Here is a 16,175-nt window from a genome sequence, read left to right on the forward strand (position 1 = left end):
TTCACGCGAGAGGCACCACCCGACGGCAATGCTACGGCCCGCCTAGTGGGAAAAATAGAACGGAATTTTCCGTTGGTAGAATCTTTACCTCGCCGTGCGTTTCCGGCGGTAGGCGGCGGGGCTCTGGCCGGTGTGCTGCTTGAAAATGCGGGTGAAGTGGCTTTGGTCGGAAAAGCCCGTCAGGTAGGCAATTTCGCCCACCGGGTAGGTGGTCGTATCCAACAGCTGCAGGGCCTTGTCGATGCGCATCTTACGAATATACTCCCCAAAGGAAAGGTCGTCGAAATACCGGGCAAACTCGCGAGAGAGGTAGGTCGGGTTGACCTGTAGGGTTTCGGCCACCTCCGTCAGGCGCAGCGCCAGGTTCGTGTCGAGGTGGTCCTGGATCAGCTCGCGCAGCTGCACGGTCCACGCCGGGGGCGGGGCATTGCGGTCCTTGGCGCGCTGCAGGTAAGCGGTGTATACCTGCACCAACAGCTGCTCCTCGGGCTGCTGGGTGTGGGCCTGCCCCTGCAAGTGTTGGGCCCAGGTATAAAGCGCGTCGTAGAGCACCAGCCCCTGCTGCAACAGTTGCTGGTCGTCGCGGATGTTGTAGGCCAGCCCGGCCGAAATGGCCCACAGCCCGGCCGCCTGCTGGGCCAGGGCGTGGTTGTCGGTGTCGGCGCCGCGCACCACCGGCGCCATGGCCAGCAGGGCTGGGTCGCTCAGCTGGTACTTGCGCAGGAAATAGTCGAAAGTACATTCCGCCCCGTAGTGGGTGAACTCCACCCCCGGCACGTCAAACGGAATGGCGCCGGTGCGCTCGGCCGTGGCCGTTACCTCCGCCGCGGGCACGTAGATGATTTCAGCGGCCGGGTCGATGAAGCGTAGAATCAGCCAGGGGCAGGCCAGCCGGTCAATCTTGGGACGCTCGCGGGTAATCCAGTGCATGGGCAAGAGAACAATGCAATTACGGCCCTCAAACCACCGGGGAGGATGGTGCGCCAACAATGGCCTGGCTGCCCGTAGGAACGCCTAAGTGGGCTAAGTACCGGTAAATGGTTGCCCGGCCAACGCCGAGCAGTTGCCCGATTTCGGCCACGGTTTTGTCTTGCTGGAGATACAGCGTCTTGGCGGCCTGCGCCTTGGCCAGCGCTTGTTTCGACAGGCCTTTCGGTCGGCCGCCTTGACGACCCCGGGCACGGGCGGCCGTCAGCCCGGCCGTGGTTCGCTCGCGGATAATATCCCGTTCAAACTCGGCCAAGGAAGCAAACAGGTTGAACATCAGGCGTCCCTGGGCGGTAGTGGTATCCAGGTGGTCGTGCAAGCTGACAAACTGTACGCCCTTTGCCTGAAACCCGGTCACCAGTGTCACCAACTCTTTCAAGGAACGGCCCAGCCGGTCAAGTTTCCACACCACCAGCGTATCACTCGCGCGCAGTTGCGTCAGCAGCCGCTGCAAAGCCGGGCGCTCTTTCCCGGAAGAGACTTTTTCCTCTACTACTTCAGCGCAGCCGTACGCTCGCAGCGCATCGGTCTGCAAATACACCTGCTGGTCGGGGGTGCTCACTCGGGCGTAGCCGTACATCATGCGGATTATTCTCACAAAGTCAACGAGGCCGAAGATAGTGAGTTATTGATTCGTGAGAACAGGAAATGAGACAATTTTTGGGTAGGTTGGCGCGCAACGAACCGGCCGGGACAGATGCCTCGGTAAAACGTCCGTTTCGCGAGACACCCGATGGCCCGTACCCTACCCTTGCTCGACACGGCTCAGCGCCGGGCGTTCGACGCCCCGCCCCCGTTTACGCCGCTGCAACGCGAGTTATTTTTTGCCCTGCCTGAATGGACCGCGGCTGTGCTCCAACCCATGACGGCACCCCACATGCGCGGCGGCTTCATTCTGCAGCTCGGCTATTTTAAGGCCGCCGGCCGGTTTTTTCCCGTGGAGCAGTTCATGGCCGCCGACCGGGCCTACGTCCAGCAGCGGTTCCAGTTGGGGGCCGTGGACTGGAGCCGGTACGAAAACGTAGCCAGCTTCCGCCACCGGCCTGTGCTCTTGCACCACTTCGGGGTGCGCCCCTTTGCTGACGTGCTGGTCTTGGTGCAGCAGCAAGCCATCCATTTCGCCCGTCAGCAGCCCAACCCGGCCGCCGTCTTCCGCACCGTAGCCGATTATCTGCGGTCCCACCGGTGGGAAGTGCCCACTTACGCGGCCCTGGCCGGGGTGGTCACCGATGCCTTTCGCGCCGTTGACCAGCAGGTCACGGCCCAGTTGGCCCTGTTGCTGACGCCGACGTTGCGGCAGCGATTGGACGCTTTGTTCACCACCGCCGACGATGAGCCGGCCCATGCGCACCGGCCGTACCGCCTCACCACGCTCAAGCGCAGCCTGGAGCTGATGCGCCCGGCGGCCATCCGTGCGAATGTGCAGGACTATGCCGTGCTGCAATCCTTATTTAAGCAGGTACAGCCCGTCGTGCAGGCATTGGCGCTGTCGGACGAACTGGTCCGCTACTATGCCCGCTACGTCGAGCGGGCCCAGGTCTTCCAGGTGCAGCAGCAAGCGGAGAAGAAATACCTGATGGTGCTCTGTTTCGTGGTGTATCAATACTATCAGGTGGGCGACCTGCTCACCGACACCCTGCTGCAGGCCGTGCAGACTCACCGCAACGCCGCCCAACGCGACACCCAGCAGCGGGTCTACCGCCAGCAACAAGATACGGCCGCGCAGCTGCAGCAGGTGCTCGACGGGGTTGTCACGCACGGTGCCGCCCTCCAGGAACTGGAGCGGATGGCGTTTGCCTTTGATCGAACCAATGCGGACAAGGTAGCCGCGCTGCTGGCCTGGTTGCATACCCCGTCCGTAGCGGCGTTTGGGCAGTTGCGCTTGGCCGCCCAGCAGTTGCGGCGCACGAGTGGAGGCGGCTATGACCCGTATTTCCGCGTCATTGAGGAGCGTTCCCGGGCACTACAGCGCCGGCTCGGCGATATTTTGCGTACGGTAGCCTATGAAGGCCCTTCCGACAGCCCGTTGGCCCAGGCGTTGGTCCACTATCGGATGCGCGACGGACAGCTGGGTAACCACCCCCCAACGGCGTTCCTCAAAGCCGCTGAGCGGGCGGCCTTGCAGCAGGCGGAGAGTCCTGTATCGCTCTACAAGGCTCTATTGGCCGGGCACGTGGCGGACCACTTAAAAGCTGGCAAACTCAACCTGGTGCAGTCGCTCAGCTACCGTCCCTTCGAGGCCTATCTGCTCGACGCGGCGGCGTGGGCCGCACAGCGGGACCACTGGCTGTTTCAGGCCAGCCTCTCGCACTTGGCTGCTGCCGGGCCGTGGCTGGACGCGCTCCAGGACCGATTAGCTACCAGCATCACCCGTACCCTGGACCGCTTGACGGCCGGCACAAATCCCGGCGTGCGGCAGCGGGCCGGTGGCCGGCCGTATTTTCTGACCCCGGCCCGTGCGGCCGAAGACGCGCCCGCCGGGAGCCGGCCGCTGTTTCCGGGGCCAGGGCAGATTGCCTTGCACGAAGTGCTGCATACGGTCAACCAGCAGTGCCGCTTTACCGACTGCCTCGAGCACTGGAACCCGCGGCATCGCCCGCCCCGTCCCGCCGACCGGGTGTTCTTTGCGGGCGTGATGGCCTACGGCTGCAATCTGGGCTTGACGCGCATGGCCCATGCCACCAAACACGTGGCGCAGGCCACGCTGGAGAATACGGTCAACTGGTATTTTGCGCTGGAAAACGTGCGCCGAGCCAATGACGCGGTGATTGCCCTGACGGGCAAGCTGCCGGTCAGCCGCTTGTTCCGGCGGGTTCCCGACCAGCCAGTGCACACGGCATCGGATGGCCAGAAATACTACGTGGCGGTGGACTCGATCCACGCCAATTACTCCTACAAGTACTTCGGGCAGGAAAAGGGGCTCGTCTTCTACAGCTTCATTGATGACCGTCACCGCCTGTTCCATTCCGCCGCCTTCAGCTCGGCGGAGCGGGAGGCCCCGTACATGGTCGATGGCCTGCTGCACAACGAGGTGGTCGAGTCCGCGCTGCACTCCACCGACACGCATGGGTTTACGGAGGTCAATTTCGCCCTGACGGCCCTGTTAGGCATCGAGTTTGCCCCCCGCATCCAGTCCTTCCAGGAGCAACTGCTGTACCTGTTCGCCGGCATGGGCGCCCCCGACGTTGCAGCAGTCGGCCTGCGCCTGGGCAAGCCGCTGGACCGGCACCTTATCGAGGCCCACTGGGAGACGATGCTGCGCCTGGTGGTGAGTCTGAAGCTCAAGCACGTAACGGCCTCCACTGTGCTCAAGCGCCTCAATTCCTACGCGCACCAGCATCCCCTGTATGTAGCCCTGCGCGAACTGGGCCGGGCCGTGCGCACGGAGTTTTTGCTGCGCTACATGGACGACCAGGACCTGCGCAAACGCATCGACGACCAGTTGGACAAGCTCGAAAGCGCGCACCATTTCGCCCGGGCTGTCTTTTATGGGCAAAGCGGCCAGTTGCGCTACGCCGGCAAAGAGGAGCATCAGCTGGCCGACGCCTGCAAGCGGTTGGTACAGAACGTGATCGTCTGCTGGAACTGCCTGTACCTGAACCAGCAGCTGTTTCAGACGCCGGTTGCCGAGCGTCAGGCCGTGGCCGATGCTATTGCCCGCACCTCCCCCGTGAGCTGGCAGCACCTCAACCTGCAAGGGGAGTTCGATTTCTCCGATGAGGCCTTAACGGATGCCCTTCAGTTTGATGTGCAGGCCTGGCTGACGACTGATTGGCACATGGACTCGCCCACTATGTAATTTTTGGACCAAACTTTTAACCAAGGCCGATACTCTTTCGGGCCGGAGGGCGTGGCATCGTTGTCTTTCGAGCAGCTAGTGACCAGAGCCGCGCAGCTCAGCAGTAGATAGGCAAGTTGTTTCATAGGTTAGAAGGAGTGATTAGCGAAAGTGATACCGCAGGCCAACGCTGGCCAAGCCTGGCCACTGGTCGACCAACGGATTATTGAACAGGTAGCCTTTGGTGCCCGTGGCCACGAGCGAGAGCCGGTTGCCGAGGAAGAAATCCGCTTCGGCTCCTATCTGGGGGCCGTAAGTGAAGCGCTGCGGCTCTTTCGCACCGGTCATCATCTCCCCAGTGCCGTTCTGGTTGGTCCACTCGTAGCCCGCGCCAGCCCCCACCAGCAGATGCACGTAGGCCACCTCCCCGAGGCGGAATAGCTGGGGCGAGAGCAGAACCCGGCCCTGATACACCGAGTATTCGCCGCGAGTAGTAAGGGTGCCGTGCTCATAGCCCCGCTCAGGCGCAGGGCCAGGTGGTTGGTGAGCATGGGCATATAGCTCAACTCATAGTAGTTGCCGGTTTCGGAGCGGCCGAGGTGTGCCCCCCAAGAGGCCAGGTGCTTGACGTGCCGCTGGGCGGAGGCCGGCAGAATGCCGACCCCCGCGAGCAGGAGCACCACTAACAGGAGCTTTTTCATAAGATGCTAGCGCGGCCGTGCACGGTCCATTTTAATCAGAGCGTTCCGGCTGAGGGTCGAAGCGTACACTGCTTCGGCGGCCTGGTGGGCAGGGCCGGACTGCGAGGCTTCCATGAACAGCCGGTCGCCCTGCTCGCGCAGCTGCATAGCCTTAATCAGGTTGTCGTTCGAGGAGTTCAGGGCAGCTATCCGCTCCCCTTCCGTCATGGCGTAGCGGCCCGGATTCTTCAGCGTGGCCTGCATTTCCACGCTTTGCGCGGTCATCTCGTCGGCAATCTTGTAGTAGTTCACCGCCATGGCCAGCTTGCGCTTGGCCATCATCTCTTCGGCTGCAAACAGGGAAACCGTGGATTCCTCGCGCTTGGCTTGGTACTGGTCGCTGGTCATGTTGCCGTTGGGGTCGGCCGAGCTGGTGCCGAAGCGCGAGAACACGTCGTACATCGTATTCACGTCTTGCACGGGGTTGGTCAGCTGCAGGGCTTGGCGCAGGCGCTGGGCCTTGGCGTAGACGGGCATCATCTGGTTGGTCTGGCTGCGGCCGGACATGGCCAGGGCCCGCGCAAACAGCTCCTGCGGGTTGGAGAGCCGCAAGTCCTGAATGCTCTGCACCTTCCGCAGATCAGCCTGCACCTGCTTCTGCAGGTCGAGCCCCTCCTGGGTGAGGCTGCGAACCTCGCTGGTGATGTCCTTCGTAACGCCGGCAATCTGACGGGCGTCCTTTACTACCTGGTAATTCTGCACCGTGGAGGACCACTGCTGCAGGCGCTTGGCAAACTCGCCAATCTGCACACCCATGTGCAGCGGGTCATTCACCACCATCTGCGCCCAGGCCTGACCGGCCGGGGCCAGCAGCAGCGCAACGGCCGCCAGGGCCGGAAAAAGAGTCTTTTTCATTGTCGTAGAATTGATGAAAGGATTAGCGTCCCGACGCCGTAGCCGACCCCATTTGGCCGGCGGCAGCCGTAGTAATCAGGATGGGGTAGCCGTCGGGCAGCAGCACGTCCCGCAGCTTGGTGCGGGTTTTGGGCCGACTGAGCACGCCCATGGCCACGCGTCCGCCCACGCCCACCACCGAGTTGGCCGCCGAGGCGGAGCGGTCAATGGCGGTGCTGACCTCCTGCATGGACTGCTGCTGCAGGTCCTGGCCAGCGAGGCTGGCATCTTTGGCTACCCGCTTCACGGGGTCAATCATGATGCCGGGCATGTAGTTGTAGTCGTAGATGCTGGCCGCGACCCGGTTGGGCCCGAGGCGGTTGACTTCCAGCATCACATTGTTGGTACCCACGGTGGCAACGGCGGCGAAGACGGTATTCTTTGGGAAGGTCACGCCCGACACCACGGCGTCTTCCTGCAGCCGCAGCAGCACCACGGAGCCGGTTCGCACCTTTTGCTCGCCGTTGATGACGCACTTGAAAAAGACGTCGGGCACCAGCTCCACCTGGCTGCTCTGGGCCATCATCCGAGCGGAGCCCGCGGCCTTGACAGTATTAAAGCCATCCATACCGGGCGCGCTGGTGCGGCTGGCCAACGTCTGCGCGACGGCCCTGGGGTCGCGGTAGCGCTTGCCGGTTATGCGCTCGTAGGCGGCGCGGGTTTCGGGCGGAGATGTGCTCAGCATGGCCAGCACGTCCGGGTCGGTTTCAAACGGGGTGCCGTCGGTGTCGGTCGCCGGCAGCAGCGCGGCCCGCGCCCTGCGCGCCGCGCCGGAGCTGGTCTGGCGGGCAACGCTGCCGGCTACCTGGCCCGGCCGCCGCCGGGGCACCACCAGCGTCTGGGCATGGTACGAGCCCGTTGCGGGGTCCTGCACCGTGGCTTCAATGGTGTCCACGTCGGCCGCGGCGAGGCGGGCTTCCTCCTGCCGGCGGCGCGCTGCCGCCGTGAGGGCCGCCGCCCGCTGCTTCCGCCGCTGGGCCTGCCCCATCGTATCGGCCACGAAGGCTTCCGCGACCTCGTCGGTATTGAGGCGGGTGGGCGTGCTTTGGGCTTCCTGCTCCAGCCGGCGCTGCTGCTCTATCTGCGCGGAGGGCGACACTGGCTCTGCCGCCGCCGTGGGGGCCGCCTTAATCTCGGGCTCGATGTTTTCCGAGGCTGCCGCTACGACTTCCTTCTTCTGCTGCGCGGCCTGAGTGGCGGAGCGCAGCCAGAGAAACAGGCCCATGCCGACCAGCAGCACCAGCAGGCCGGTCAGGAGTAGCCAGTTGTTGCGCAGCGTTTCCAGCGGCGTGGCCTTGGGCTGGCCGGCGGGGGCAGGCCGCTGCGGGCCGAAGTGCTCCGCGTCGTCGTGCGGCGCGGAGCCCATGGCTGGGGGTTGGGTGTGGGGATTTGCGGGTTCCATAGCAGCGGCGTTAGATGGTAGAGGCTCGATTGATGACCCGCGAAGGCACTGGCAGCACCAGAACCCGCGCCCCGTTCAGCTCTCGCAGGGTCACTTCCAGGTAGCCCCGGTCGGTGGCCGCGTAGAGCGGAATAGCATAGGTTAGATAGCCGGTGGTGCGGCCCGTAACCACTTGGTTGGCTAAGCCGCCCGAGGGAGCCAGCGGCCGGCGCGCTTCGTTCTTCTTGCGGGCCAGAAACTTCTTATGGGCGTTTTCCACCAGCTGGAAGTCGGTGAAATCGACGTTGTAGTCAATGGCCGAGTGGTTGATGACCTTGAAGCGCAGGTAGGTAAAATCCTTGTCGTTGCGCACGTTGGCCAGCGACAGTACTAGGTCGTTGTCGACGACGGCCACGGCCTGGTGCTCTTCCCGCGTTTTGCGCAGCTGGCTGAGCTTGCCCTCCACGGCCGCTTTCTTCTCCCGCTCCTTGTCTAGGGCTAACTCATTCTCCGGGGCCGCGCCGGCCGCCGTGCCCTCGCTGCTGCCGCCGCTCACGCTCAGCGCACCGTCTTTCTGAAAGTCGTAGAGCTGCAGCACCGGCCGGTTCACGTACACGAGGCGGCCCATCCAGTACTTGGAGCCGTAGCGGATGAGGATGGGCGTGGGCGGCGCGGACTTGCGGCGGGCGCGCACGAACACGGCGTTAGCTTCAATCTTCACCAGGTAGTTGTTGGCCATGCCCACGTCGACCAGCGACACGGGGCCGCCGAAAACGAGGTAAGTAGTGGAGCTGTCGGACACGGCCACGTCCAGCAGCGCCGGGGCCGCCGGTGGTGCCGCGGCGGGCCGCAGCACGGCCGTGGAGGATTGGGCTGACGTGGCCGACGCCAGCAGCAGGGGCAGGCTCAAGGCCAGCAAAAGCTTGGAAAACATAGTGCGATGCGCTTGGAGAAAGGATAGGATTAGTTGCCCGCTGCGGGGGCGGCGGGTGTAACCGGAGTTGCTGCCGGGGCGGGCGCGTCGCCGGCTGCCGGAGCCAGGGCCCCGGCGCTGCGCTGGGCTTCCAGCAGGGCCCGCTGCCGGTCGGCTTCCTGCTCCTTCAGTGCCTGTATCTCCTCCCGCGACACCTGCGGGTTGTAGGGGATGTAGTCGAAGTTGGTGATGAGCATCCCGTAGGGGTTGGCATCGGAGCGGTTGGTTTCCGTCAGGTTGAACTTGGCAGCCAGCGGCAGGGGCTCTTTCTGCTCACCCCCGATGAAGATGCGCTGCTTGATATACACCCGGCCCGACCAGGGGCGGTGGTTCATGTCGATGCTCACGCTGTCGACTGTTACCACGTTGCGGGCGGCGTACCGCTCGTAGTTCTGCAGCACCTGGCCCCGCGTGAAGCCGTCGTAGATGCGCCGGCCGCCGCGGCCCTCAATCAGGGGCAGGGCCGCGTCCAGATTGGTTTTGTAGGTGTATTGGTCGTGGCCGAACATGGTCTGCATGAAGTTGCGCACCAGGTTGCGGGCCTCATAGGGCGTGTGGGTTTCGGTGCTGGGCGCGGAGAGGGCGGCCACCGAGCCGGTTTGGCCTACCACGTACACGCGCCGGCCGCTGTTCTCGTAGGCGCGGTACACCAGAAAGCCCGCCGCCAGCGACACGAGCAGCAGGGCCAGGACGCTCCCCATCGCCAGGTTGCGCATGGTGGAGAATGAGGTACTTAGGTTTTTGGCGGAGTCCATTAAAAAGGCTGATTAAGTCAACGAGAGGAGGTTTTTAAGGCCGGGGCTTTCTTCCCCACTGCCCTTAGTTGGCCAGGGGCAGATACACTTGCTTTTCTTGGTAGGGGTACACCAGCAGCCGCTGCGCATTATCCCGGTCGAGGTAGGTGTAGAGCACCCCCTGCACCGTGATGGGCTCCCCGGGCCGCACCTGCACGACCTTGCTGCCCACGCTCATCTCCGAGATGTAGAAGCGCATCAGCGAGTCTTTTGGCGTCTGCAGCACCAGCAAGGCCGATTTGGGCTTGGTCTCCACGTAGCCCGTGGGCTTCCAGCGCAGCACCGCCTCGAACGGAATCTTGTAGCCGGGGCCTACTTTGGGGTAGCCCGGCTTCACCCCGATGCGCCACATAGGGGGCAGGCCGAGCGTGATGGGCTGCAGGGCCTGCCCCTTCACCGACACCAGCTCCAGGTAGCCTTCGGCCGGCAGCAGCTGCTCCACGCCGGCCCGCACGTCAACCGCCGAGGCCGGCCGGGCCGGGGGCAGCGCGTAAGCCGCTTTTTGCGCCGCCATACGGGCCTGCTCAGCGGGGCTTTCCGCTTGCGCTTCTAGCGCGTCGGCGAGGGCCGCGTTGGCTTTTTCTTCTTTGGATTGACAGGCAGTGGCCAGGCCCAGGGTCAGCAGGGCCAGGTAGCGGGTGGGATAGTTCATCGGAAAGGAGGGGATTGGTTAGGCCGTCCACAGCCCGGAAGGCCGTTGCCGGTAGGAAGGATTGAGGGCATCGGACATGGTAATGGAGGGCAGGCCCGCCGAGGCCGAGCTGCCGCCGCTTGGGGCCGGGCTAGGGTCGGCTGAGCCGCCACCCCCACTATTGCCCCCGCCGGAGCTGCCCCCGCCCGAGGAGCTGCTGCTGCTCATGGCCCGGCCGATGGCCCCGGACACGCCGTGGCCGCCGCCGGCCATGCCAGCCGAAACACCGGCCGCCGCCGCTGCCGCCGAAGTGGCCATGCCCACCACGGAGCCCACGAACCCTTGCGCGGCCGAGGAGCCGATAAACAGGCTCGTCAGGTAAGGCACCATGAGGTAGAGCATGATGAAAGCCACCGAGACAATCAGCTGGCGGGTATCCGACTCCGCCGCCACCGGGGCGGAGAAAACCCCGCCAAACGTGGTGTTGGAAGCCGTGTAGAAGGTGTAGAGCAAATCCAGTAGGGCGAACGAGAGCCCCCAGAACTGCACGGCCAGGAAGTTCTGCAGCCACTTGATGGCCAGCTGGCCAAAGGCCGGCACCACCGACAGGCACAGGGAAATGGGGCCGCACACGAACAGGAATCCCAGAATGAACTGCTGGATGAACTGCATGATTTGCCGAATCAGCAGCACCACTTCCCCGGTCACCAGCTGCAGCAGAATGTTGGTCAGGCTGAACGAGGTGATGGTTTTGAGCAGGTTGGCTATTTCCTGCGCCCCTTGCTCCACCACCGTTTTCTGCGAGAGCGTTTCCGAGGTGCTGATGGTCGCGCCCAGTGCCGAAGCGGCCGTGGAGCCGTCTGGGGTGGCAAACATGCGGGTGAACCCGGCAATGCCCGAGCTAAGCGTGTCAATCAGCTCCTTATAGAAGAAGAGCAGGAAGAATATCCATACTGCCTTGATGATGGGGCCCCAGTCCATGGCCAGCCCGTTGCCCGAGATAAAGCCGCGCCCGATGGTGTAGAGCAGGGCAATGAGCATGAAGGTGGGCGTGATGTAGCGGCAGGCGCGCAGCACGATTTGCAGGGTCTGGTCGCAGGCGCTCAGAAAGCCCGGGTCGGCCCCGTAGGCGACCATTAGGTACAGGCTGCTCATTGGGCCAGGACGCCCTTGCGGGCCTGTTTATCCTCCACAAACTGGTCAACGGCGTAGTCCAGCCGCTGCACCTTCACGGGCTCGTATTGCGTGTTGCCCTCGGCGTCCAGCTTCGGCCGGCCGTTTCGGTCGAGCACCGGCTTCAGGTTGGTCTGCTGATAGAACTTGACCAGCTTGTTGAGGTAGTTGCGCTCCACGGGCTTGGAGGTCAGGATGGCGTCGAGCTGCGGCGAGGCCTCCACCCCGAATATCTTGCCCTTCGCGCCCTGCTTGATGAATATCTCGCGCAGCGCCTCGGTGGAGCGCACCGACTTAATCAAATCCATCTCGTGGCCGGTCAGGCCCAGCGGGGCCTGCAGCTGGGCCAGCGAGTCGGGGTTGACGTGGCGCAGGATAATCTTGGTGGCCGAGTTGTTGATGATGGCCGGCCCGATTTTGCTGCTGGTAATCTCGGTGATGCCCTGGGTGATGATGGTGACCGAGCCGTTGGTTTTGCGGATGGTGCGGTACATCGACTCGATGAACTCCGAGAGCACGCCCGAGAGCATGGTCCAGGCCTCGTCCAGGGCGATGTACTTGATGTCGTCGGGAAACTTGCGGAACAGGTCCAGGCTTAGCTCGGTGATGAGCATGGCCACCACCGGGTAGAGGTCGGGGTCGGCTTGCACCTTGGCCAAGTCAAAGCAGATGAGCCGGTACTCCGACAAGTCCACGTCGCGCTTGGCGTTGAGCACCCGCTCGTAGCGGCCGCCGGTGATGTACTGGCCCAGCACCAGGAAGAACTGGTGCATGTCGATGTACTTCAGGTTTTTCTGGTACTGCCGGCGGGCCCCGTCCAGCGGGTCGGGCTCCACCCCGTCGCCGGGCACGGCCACGGGCTTCTGCATCTCGTGGTCGAACTGCTCCACGAAGCGGTAGAAGCTTTCCATGCCGGGAAACTCCTCGTCCTTCTGGTTCAGACGGTCACTTTCGTTCAGGCAGGCGTAGTACTCAATCAGAAAGCGCGATAGGATGGTGCGCTCCGACTTGTCCAGCCCGGTATCCTTGCCGCCCTTCCACAGGGCGGCGAGCAGGGCCAGGTGGAAGTTGGTTTTCTCGTCGTTGTAGAGCCACTTGCCCGAAGCGTCGCGGGGCACCACAAAGGGGTTGAACTCGATGGGCCGCTGCGGGTCGTACTCGAAGTAGGTGTTATCGAAGTCCTCGCCGTTGAGCGACTGCAGCACGTTGCGGTAGGTGCCGCCCACGTCCATGATGATTTGCCGGGCACCCTTCTCGAAGCGCTGCACAATCAGGTTGCCGAAGGTGTAGCTCTTGCCCGAGCCAGAAGGGCCGATGACAATGGCGTTCTGATTGTCCAGGGCCGTGTTGAAGAGGTTTACCTGCACCAGATTGCGGAACCTGTCGGTGAGGTACTCGCCCACCGGGTCGGTTTTGTAGGTGGCCGTCCAGTGGGTGTAGCACGCGCCCCGGTCCGACGAGCAGGTCAGCCAGCGGTCCGGCACTTGGTAGGCGTTGCCGGGCAGCAGGCCGAAGAACACGGGCAGGGCCAGGTAGCTTTCCACCACGCTCTCGGTACCGAACATGTATCGAAAGGCGGCCGTGGCCCGCTCCACGTTTTCCCGGCGGCTGGTGTCGTTGGTATCCCACAGTAGCAGGGAGAGGTGCAGGCCCACAATCTGCTTGTTTTCGGCCCGCACCTCGGCGGTAAATTCCTCAACCTCCGCCGCCCGCAGCGCATTGTCCTGCGTGGAGAGAAACGAGAGCGAGGCATTGAGCTTGCGGTCGGTATCCAGCGAGCTAAGCTCGGCGCGGGTATCCTGAACCAGCAGCGCCTGCGTCAGAATGTGCGGGCACTGCAGGACGTGGGTGAGCGGGTAGAGCATGGGCGCGGTGACGCCGTAGCTGTTCTTCACCGCCGGGTGGGCCTCGCTGCCCTGACCCACCATCGAGAGAATGTTTACCCGGTGCTCGCCCACGCTGAGCGCGCCCATGTCGTTGCCAATCTCACGCTCCTGCCGGGTAGGCTGGCCATCAAAGCTGAGGTTGAAATACTGCAGGTAAAGCTGGTGCATCTCCCTCCCGCCGAGGCGCTCAAACGCAACGCCGCCCAGGTTCTTGATGCCCTGCACGAATTCTACGGCGCTGGCCTCGGCCAATTCGAGGGTCTGAACGAGTTGCGCGAAGGGGTTTTTCATCAGCGCTTCGCCGGCGCGGGCCACCAAGGCATTCACGGCGTTGGTGCGGGGCGCTTTCACGGCCACCGGGGCGAAGGAGAGAAATAGGTAGGACTTCTGAAACAGCACCAGCCGCTCGAAGAAGTGCTTGTTCATCTTGCCCTCGAAGTAGGTCTGCTGGGTTTTATCCTCGCGGTAGGGCCGGTCGTAGTAGATGTCGGTTTTCTGCGCAATGGTGCCCACGGGCAGGGGCCGCAGCACGCCCACCAGCGCGGTCTGGAAGGCCTCGTAGTCATCCACCGTCCAGCTTTCCATCTCGGCCGGCTCAATAGCGAAGCCCACCGCGACGCGACCATCTTTGAAGACCACCTTGTCGCCCTCGAAGCTGTGCACGGGCATCACGGCGTCAAACGCGGCCGTTTTTGGTTTTTTTGCCATGAAGAGTGGGAATGGGAAGGGAGCCCACCGCCAGGCGGCGGGGCTGGATGAAGGTGTAGGAGAGCCAGCCCATCAGGAAGCCGGGAGCTTGCGTGCGGGTGAGGTAGCGCAGGCTCAGAATCAGGCCCACTTCCGTGAGGATGACCACCAGATAGACCATGCGCGGAATCTTGACGGCCATGCCCAGGAAGCCCAGCAGCAGCACGGAGCCGATGAACAGGCCCACCAGCAGCCCCAGGTCCTGCAGGTTCATGCCCAGCACCTGCGCGGGGCGCTCAATGGATTTGTAGGAACGCATAGCAGCGGCCTAGTCGGTGATACCACCCCCGTCGCTGCCACCCACGGCGCTGACCAAATCGTCCTTGAAGAGCTGGAAGCCGAACCAAAGCAGCACCCCGCCCACCAGCCAGCCTAAGGAGCCCAGCGCGTCGGGTGAGCCCTGGATAAACTTCATTACCACCCGAATCAGGCCGATAATCAGGATGATTGCGAAGATGACCTGCACGATGCCAATCACCTTTTCCTTGACCTGGGTGAGGGCCGCTTCGGCGCTTTGCGCCCGCGCCGCGCCGGTGGAGAGGGCCAGCACCGTCAGCAGCGCGTAGCCGCGCTGCTCCAGCTTGGAAGGTTGGTAGGCTTTGCCGGCTACCACCAGGTTTGCCGCCAGATTGAGGGGTTTGTTGAGCATAGGAGTAAGAAAAAAAGGGGAAGGAAGCAGGGCGCTTATCGCCCGAAAAGCAGGGCAGAAAGAGCGCGGAAATAAGGTGTAGTGCCGGAGGGATGCATGGCTAGGCGGAGCCTTCCTTGATGAGGGCGGTCAGGGCGGCTTTCTGGCTATCGGTGCCGTTGCGGAGGGCCGCCCGGTTGCTTTTCTCAGCTCTGCGGCGGCTTTGCGGTTGGCCTCATCATTCTTGGTGCGCGTGGCTTCCGTGAGCGGGTTGCTGTAGATGGCCTGGGGCACGGTGGCTTCCCTGGCCGCTTCTGGCTCGGCCGGTTCGCTGTCGGCAACTGTCGCCGCTTCGGCTGTGGCCGGTGCTACTGTGGGCGCAGGCCTATCAGTGCCGAGTATATCCAGCACATTCACCTTTGCGCCGGGCGCGTGGCGCGAGGACTGCAGCGGGGCCGCTGCGGCATCTTTGCCGGAAGCCAGCCCCGGCGTGTCTGGCTGTTGCGCCTGTTCAGCGGTGCGGTTCTTGGTCGCTTCGCTGTCAGCTGCCGCTGCGGCCCGGGCCTGCTCTTGCTGTACCCGCTGGTCCTCGTCGGGCATGAGCCGGGCCAGCGCATTGCCGGTAGCCGGCGGCGGACTTGGCGCGACTACCTCCCGGGAAGGTAGAATAGTTGCGGGGCCATAATGAAAAGACCACACCGAGTGGTGGTTGCTCTTGGCCACGAGGTCAGCCGGCTTGCTCTTACTCTTGATGCGCCGCCAGGCCAAGCCGGACAGGGCAAACAGTAAAAACAAGGTGAACACAACGATAAAGGCCATTTTCATATGAGCCCTGCTTACGGCTTGTGTTCTGAAAGAGTTCTGAAAGATTTCTAAAATGATTCTTTTAATATTCTGTAAAACTTCTGATAAGTTTCTTCGTTAGGGATGGGCAACCGCGTTTAGGCCGAGCCAACTGCTGTTGAGCTGCTACCGGAGCGCGGGGTACCATTGCGGGTTTTGTATTAGCCATTTGCAGCGAATGGCTTGAATTCGTGTCTTTGTAGATTATGCCTCTCGTTAGGTCTACTAGCACACCTGTTCACCCTCACAAAGCCACCTCTTGCATGGTACCATCTGCACACATTTCGGCCCCCTTGGGCTTTCCCGACCTAAATCTCACCGTCCCTTATGCCGACGTTTTACGCTATGCCCAATTCCGCCTGCTGATGCTTCCTAAAGGGGAGCTGAAATCGTTCTGCGAGCAGCATGAGCTGCCCTACACCAGTATTGTAGGACTAAAAAACAACTCCCTGAAGCGCGAAGAGCCCCGCCTGCTGCAGCGCTTGCTCCGCAACCTCGACGTGGCCACTGAGCTAATCAGGATTCCGCCCAACAGCGAGAGCCCGCGCTTTCTATTTCCCAGCCAGGAGGCCCTGACCACTTTCCAGAAGCAGTTGAAGTGCTTCGACAGCGGCACCCCTCCCCTGCCCGGCACCGAGCACGCCGCCGGCGCATCGGCAGCCCCAGCCCCGTAACCTCGACCGGATAGTTTTCTGGGTAGCCAGGCGGACTCATTCCCGT

At 63.1% G+C, this 16,175-nt stretch carries 15 protein-coding genes; 2 read left to right on the forward strand and 13 right to left on the reverse strand.

The window, feature by feature from the left end; genetic code table 11:
- Nucleotides 1-84: 84 nt before the first annotated feature.
- Both ACN19L_RS21245 and ACN19L_RS21250 read right to left on the reverse strand, forming a co-directional pair.
- Complete coding sequence (locus tag ACN19L_RS21245; RefSeq protein ID WP_426491392.1) at nt 85-930, reverse strand: chromate resistance protein ChrB domain-containing protein; 846 nt, start codon at nt 928-930, stop codon at nt 85-87.
- Between the two features lie 28 nt (nt 931-958).
- A complete protein-coding gene (locus tag ACN19L_RS21250; protein WP_426491393.1) occupies nt 959-1,570 on the reverse strand; it encodes a recombinase family protein in 612 nt (203 codons plus the stop codon).
- Nucleotides 1,571-1,720: 150 nt separating this feature from the next.
- On the opposite strand from ACN19L_RS21250, the gene ACN19L_RS21255 reads away from it, so the two are divergent.
- Nucleotides 1,721-4,786, forward strand: a complete 3,066-nt coding sequence (locus ACN19L_RS21255) for a Tn3 family transposase (RefSeq protein WP_426491394.1) — start codon at nt 1,721-1,723, stop codon at nt 4,784-4,786.
- 141 nt (nt 4,787-4,927) lie between these two features.
- Here the strand turns inward: ACN19L_RS21255 and ACN19L_RS21260 are convergent, their stop codons facing one another.
- The 11 genes from ACN19L_RS21260 to ACN19L_RS21310 all read right to left on the reverse strand — a co-directional run bounded on the left by ACN19L_RS21260 (nt 4,928) and on the right by ACN19L_RS21310 (nt 15,431).
- Nucleotides 4,928-5,239, reverse strand: coding sequence for a conjugal transfer protein TraO (locus tag ACN19L_RS21260; RefSeq protein WP_426491395.1), 312 nt, complete (start codon nt 5,237-5,239; stop codon nt 4,928-4,930).
- Nucleotides 5,240-5,472: 233 nt separating this feature from the next.
- On the reverse strand, nt 5,473-6,360 hold the full coding sequence (locus ACN19L_RS21265; protein ID WP_426491396.1) for a hypothetical protein: 888 nt from the start codon (nt 6,358-6,360) through the stop codon (nt 5,473-5,475).
- Nucleotides 6,361-6,382: 22 nt separating this feature from the next.
- A complete protein-coding gene (gene traM / locus ACN19L_RS21270) occupies nt 6,383-7,801 on the reverse strand; it encodes a conjugative transposon protein TraM (protein ID WP_426491397.1) in 1,419 nt (472 codons plus the stop codon).
- 10 nt (nt 7,802-7,811) lie between these two features.
- Nucleotides 7,812-8,714 (reverse strand): DUF4138 domain-containing protein, encoded by a 903-nt coding sequence (locus ACN19L_RS21275; RefSeq protein ID WP_426491398.1) that lies wholly within the window; start codon nt 8,712-8,714, stop codon nt 7,812-7,814.
- Between the two features lie 29 nt (nt 8,715-8,743).
- On the reverse strand, nt 8,744-9,508 hold the full coding sequence (locus ACN19L_RS21280; protein WP_426491399.1) for a conjugal transfer protein TraK: 765 nt from the start codon (nt 9,506-9,508) through the stop codon (nt 8,744-8,746).
- Between the two features lie 64 nt (nt 9,509-9,572).
- A complete protein-coding gene (locus tag ACN19L_RS21285) occupies nt 9,573-10,199 on the reverse strand; it encodes a hypothetical protein (RefSeq protein WP_426491400.1) in 627 nt (208 codons plus the stop codon).
- Between the two features lie 18 nt (nt 10,200-10,217).
- A complete protein-coding gene (locus tag ACN19L_RS21290; RefSeq protein ID WP_426491401.1) occupies nt 10,218-11,333 on the reverse strand; it encodes a hypothetical protein in 1,116 nt (371 codons plus the stop codon).
- Nucleotides 11,330-13,945 carry a type IV secretion system protein VirB4 gene (locus ACN19L_RS21295; protein ID WP_426491402.1) on the reverse strand — a complete coding sequence of 872 codons (2,616 nt, stop codon included), beginning with the start codon at nt 13,943-13,945 and terminating at the stop codon, nt 11,330-11,332. Before ACN19L_RS21295 ends, ACN19L_RS21290 begins: the two co-directional genes overlap by 4 nt.
- Nucleotides 13,914-14,243 (reverse strand): hypothetical protein, encoded by a 330-nt coding sequence (locus tag ACN19L_RS21300; RefSeq protein WP_149072702.1) that lies wholly within the window; start codon nt 14,241-14,243, stop codon nt 13,914-13,916. Before ACN19L_RS21300 ends, ACN19L_RS21295 begins: the two co-directional genes overlap by 32 nt.
- Nucleotides 14,244-14,252: 9 nt before the next feature.
- Nucleotides 14,253-14,633, reverse strand: coding sequence for a DUF4134 domain-containing protein (locus tag ACN19L_RS21305; protein ID WP_073288146.1), 381 nt, complete (start codon nt 14,631-14,633; stop codon nt 14,253-14,255).
- A 129-nt stretch (nt 14,634-14,762) separates the two neighbouring features.
- Nucleotides 14,763-15,431, reverse strand: coding sequence for a hypothetical protein (locus tag ACN19L_RS21310; RefSeq protein WP_426491403.1), 669 nt, complete (start codon nt 15,429-15,431; stop codon nt 14,763-14,765).
- 287 nt (nt 15,432-15,718) lie between these two features.
- Here ACN19L_RS21310 and ACN19L_RS21315 point away from each other — a divergent pair, with 287 nt between their 5' ends.
- Nucleotides 15,719-16,129, forward strand: coding sequence for a hypothetical protein (locus ACN19L_RS21315; RefSeq protein WP_149072666.1), 411 nt, complete (start codon nt 15,719-15,721; stop codon nt 16,127-16,129).
- Nucleotides 16,130-16,175 lie beyond the last annotated feature (46 nt).

This window comes from Hymenobacter sp. 102 (genome assembly GCF_049949205.1).
Classification (GTDB): Bacteria; Bacteroidota; Bacteroidia; order Cytophagales; family Hymenobacteraceae; genus Hymenobacter.

Bases quoted from the DNA above. Each gene is read 5' to 3' on its own strand.
- traM (WP_426491397.1), bottom strand. From the start codon at position 7,801: ATGGAACCCGCAAATCCCCACACCCAACCCCCAGCCATGGGCTCCGCG.
- ACN19L_RS21265 (WP_426491396.1), bottom strand. From the start codon at position 6,360: ATGAAAAAGACTCTTTTTCCGGCCCTGGCGGCCGTTGCGCTGCTGCTG.
- ACN19L_RS21275 (WP_426491398.1), bottom strand. From the start codon at position 8,714: ATGTTTTCCAAGCTTTTGCTGGCCTTGAGCCTGCCCCTGCTGCTGGCG.
- ACN19L_RS21245 (WP_426491392.1), bottom strand. From the start codon at position 930: ATGCACTGGATTACCCGCGAGCGTCCCAAGATTGACCGGCTGGCCTGC.
- ACN19L_RS21295 (WP_426491402.1), bottom strand. From the start codon at position 13,945: ATGGCAAAAAAACCAAAAACGGCCGCGTTTGACGCCGTGATGCCCGTG.
- ACN19L_RS21285 (WP_426491400.1), bottom strand. From the start codon at position 10,199: ATGAACTATCCCACCCGCTACCTGGCCCTGCTGACCCTGGGCCTGGCC.
- ACN19L_RS21280 (WP_426491399.1), bottom strand. From the start codon at position 9,508: ATGGACTCCGCCAAAAACCTAAGTACCTCATTCTCCACCATGCGCAAC.
- ACN19L_RS21305 (WP_073288146.1), bottom strand. From the start codon at position 14,633: ATGCTCAACAAACCCCTCAATCTGGCGGCAAACCTGGTGGTAGCCGGC.
- ACN19L_RS21290 (WP_426491401.1), bottom strand. From the start codon at position 11,333: ATGAGCAGCCTGTACCTAATGGTCGCCTACGGGGCCGACCCGGGCTTT.
- ACN19L_RS21310 (WP_426491403.1), bottom strand. From the start codon at position 15,431: ATGGCCTTTATCGTTGTGTTCACCTTGTTTTTACTGTTTGCCCTGTCC.
- ACN19L_RS21315 (WP_149072666.1), top strand. From the start codon at position 15,719: ATGGTACCATCTGCACACATTTCGGCCCCCTTGGGCTTTCCCGACCTA.
- ACN19L_RS21255 (WP_426491394.1), top strand. From the start codon at position 1,721: ATGGCCCGTACCCTACCCTTGCTCGACACGGCTCAGCGCCGGGCGTTC.
- ACN19L_RS21250 (WP_426491393.1), bottom strand. From the start codon at position 1,570: ATGATGTACGGCTACGCCCGAGTGAGCACCCCCGACCAGCAGGTGTAT.
- ACN19L_RS21300 (WP_149072702.1), bottom strand. From the start codon at position 14,243: ATGCGTTCCTACAAATCCATTGAGCGCCCCGCGCAGGTGCTGGGCATG.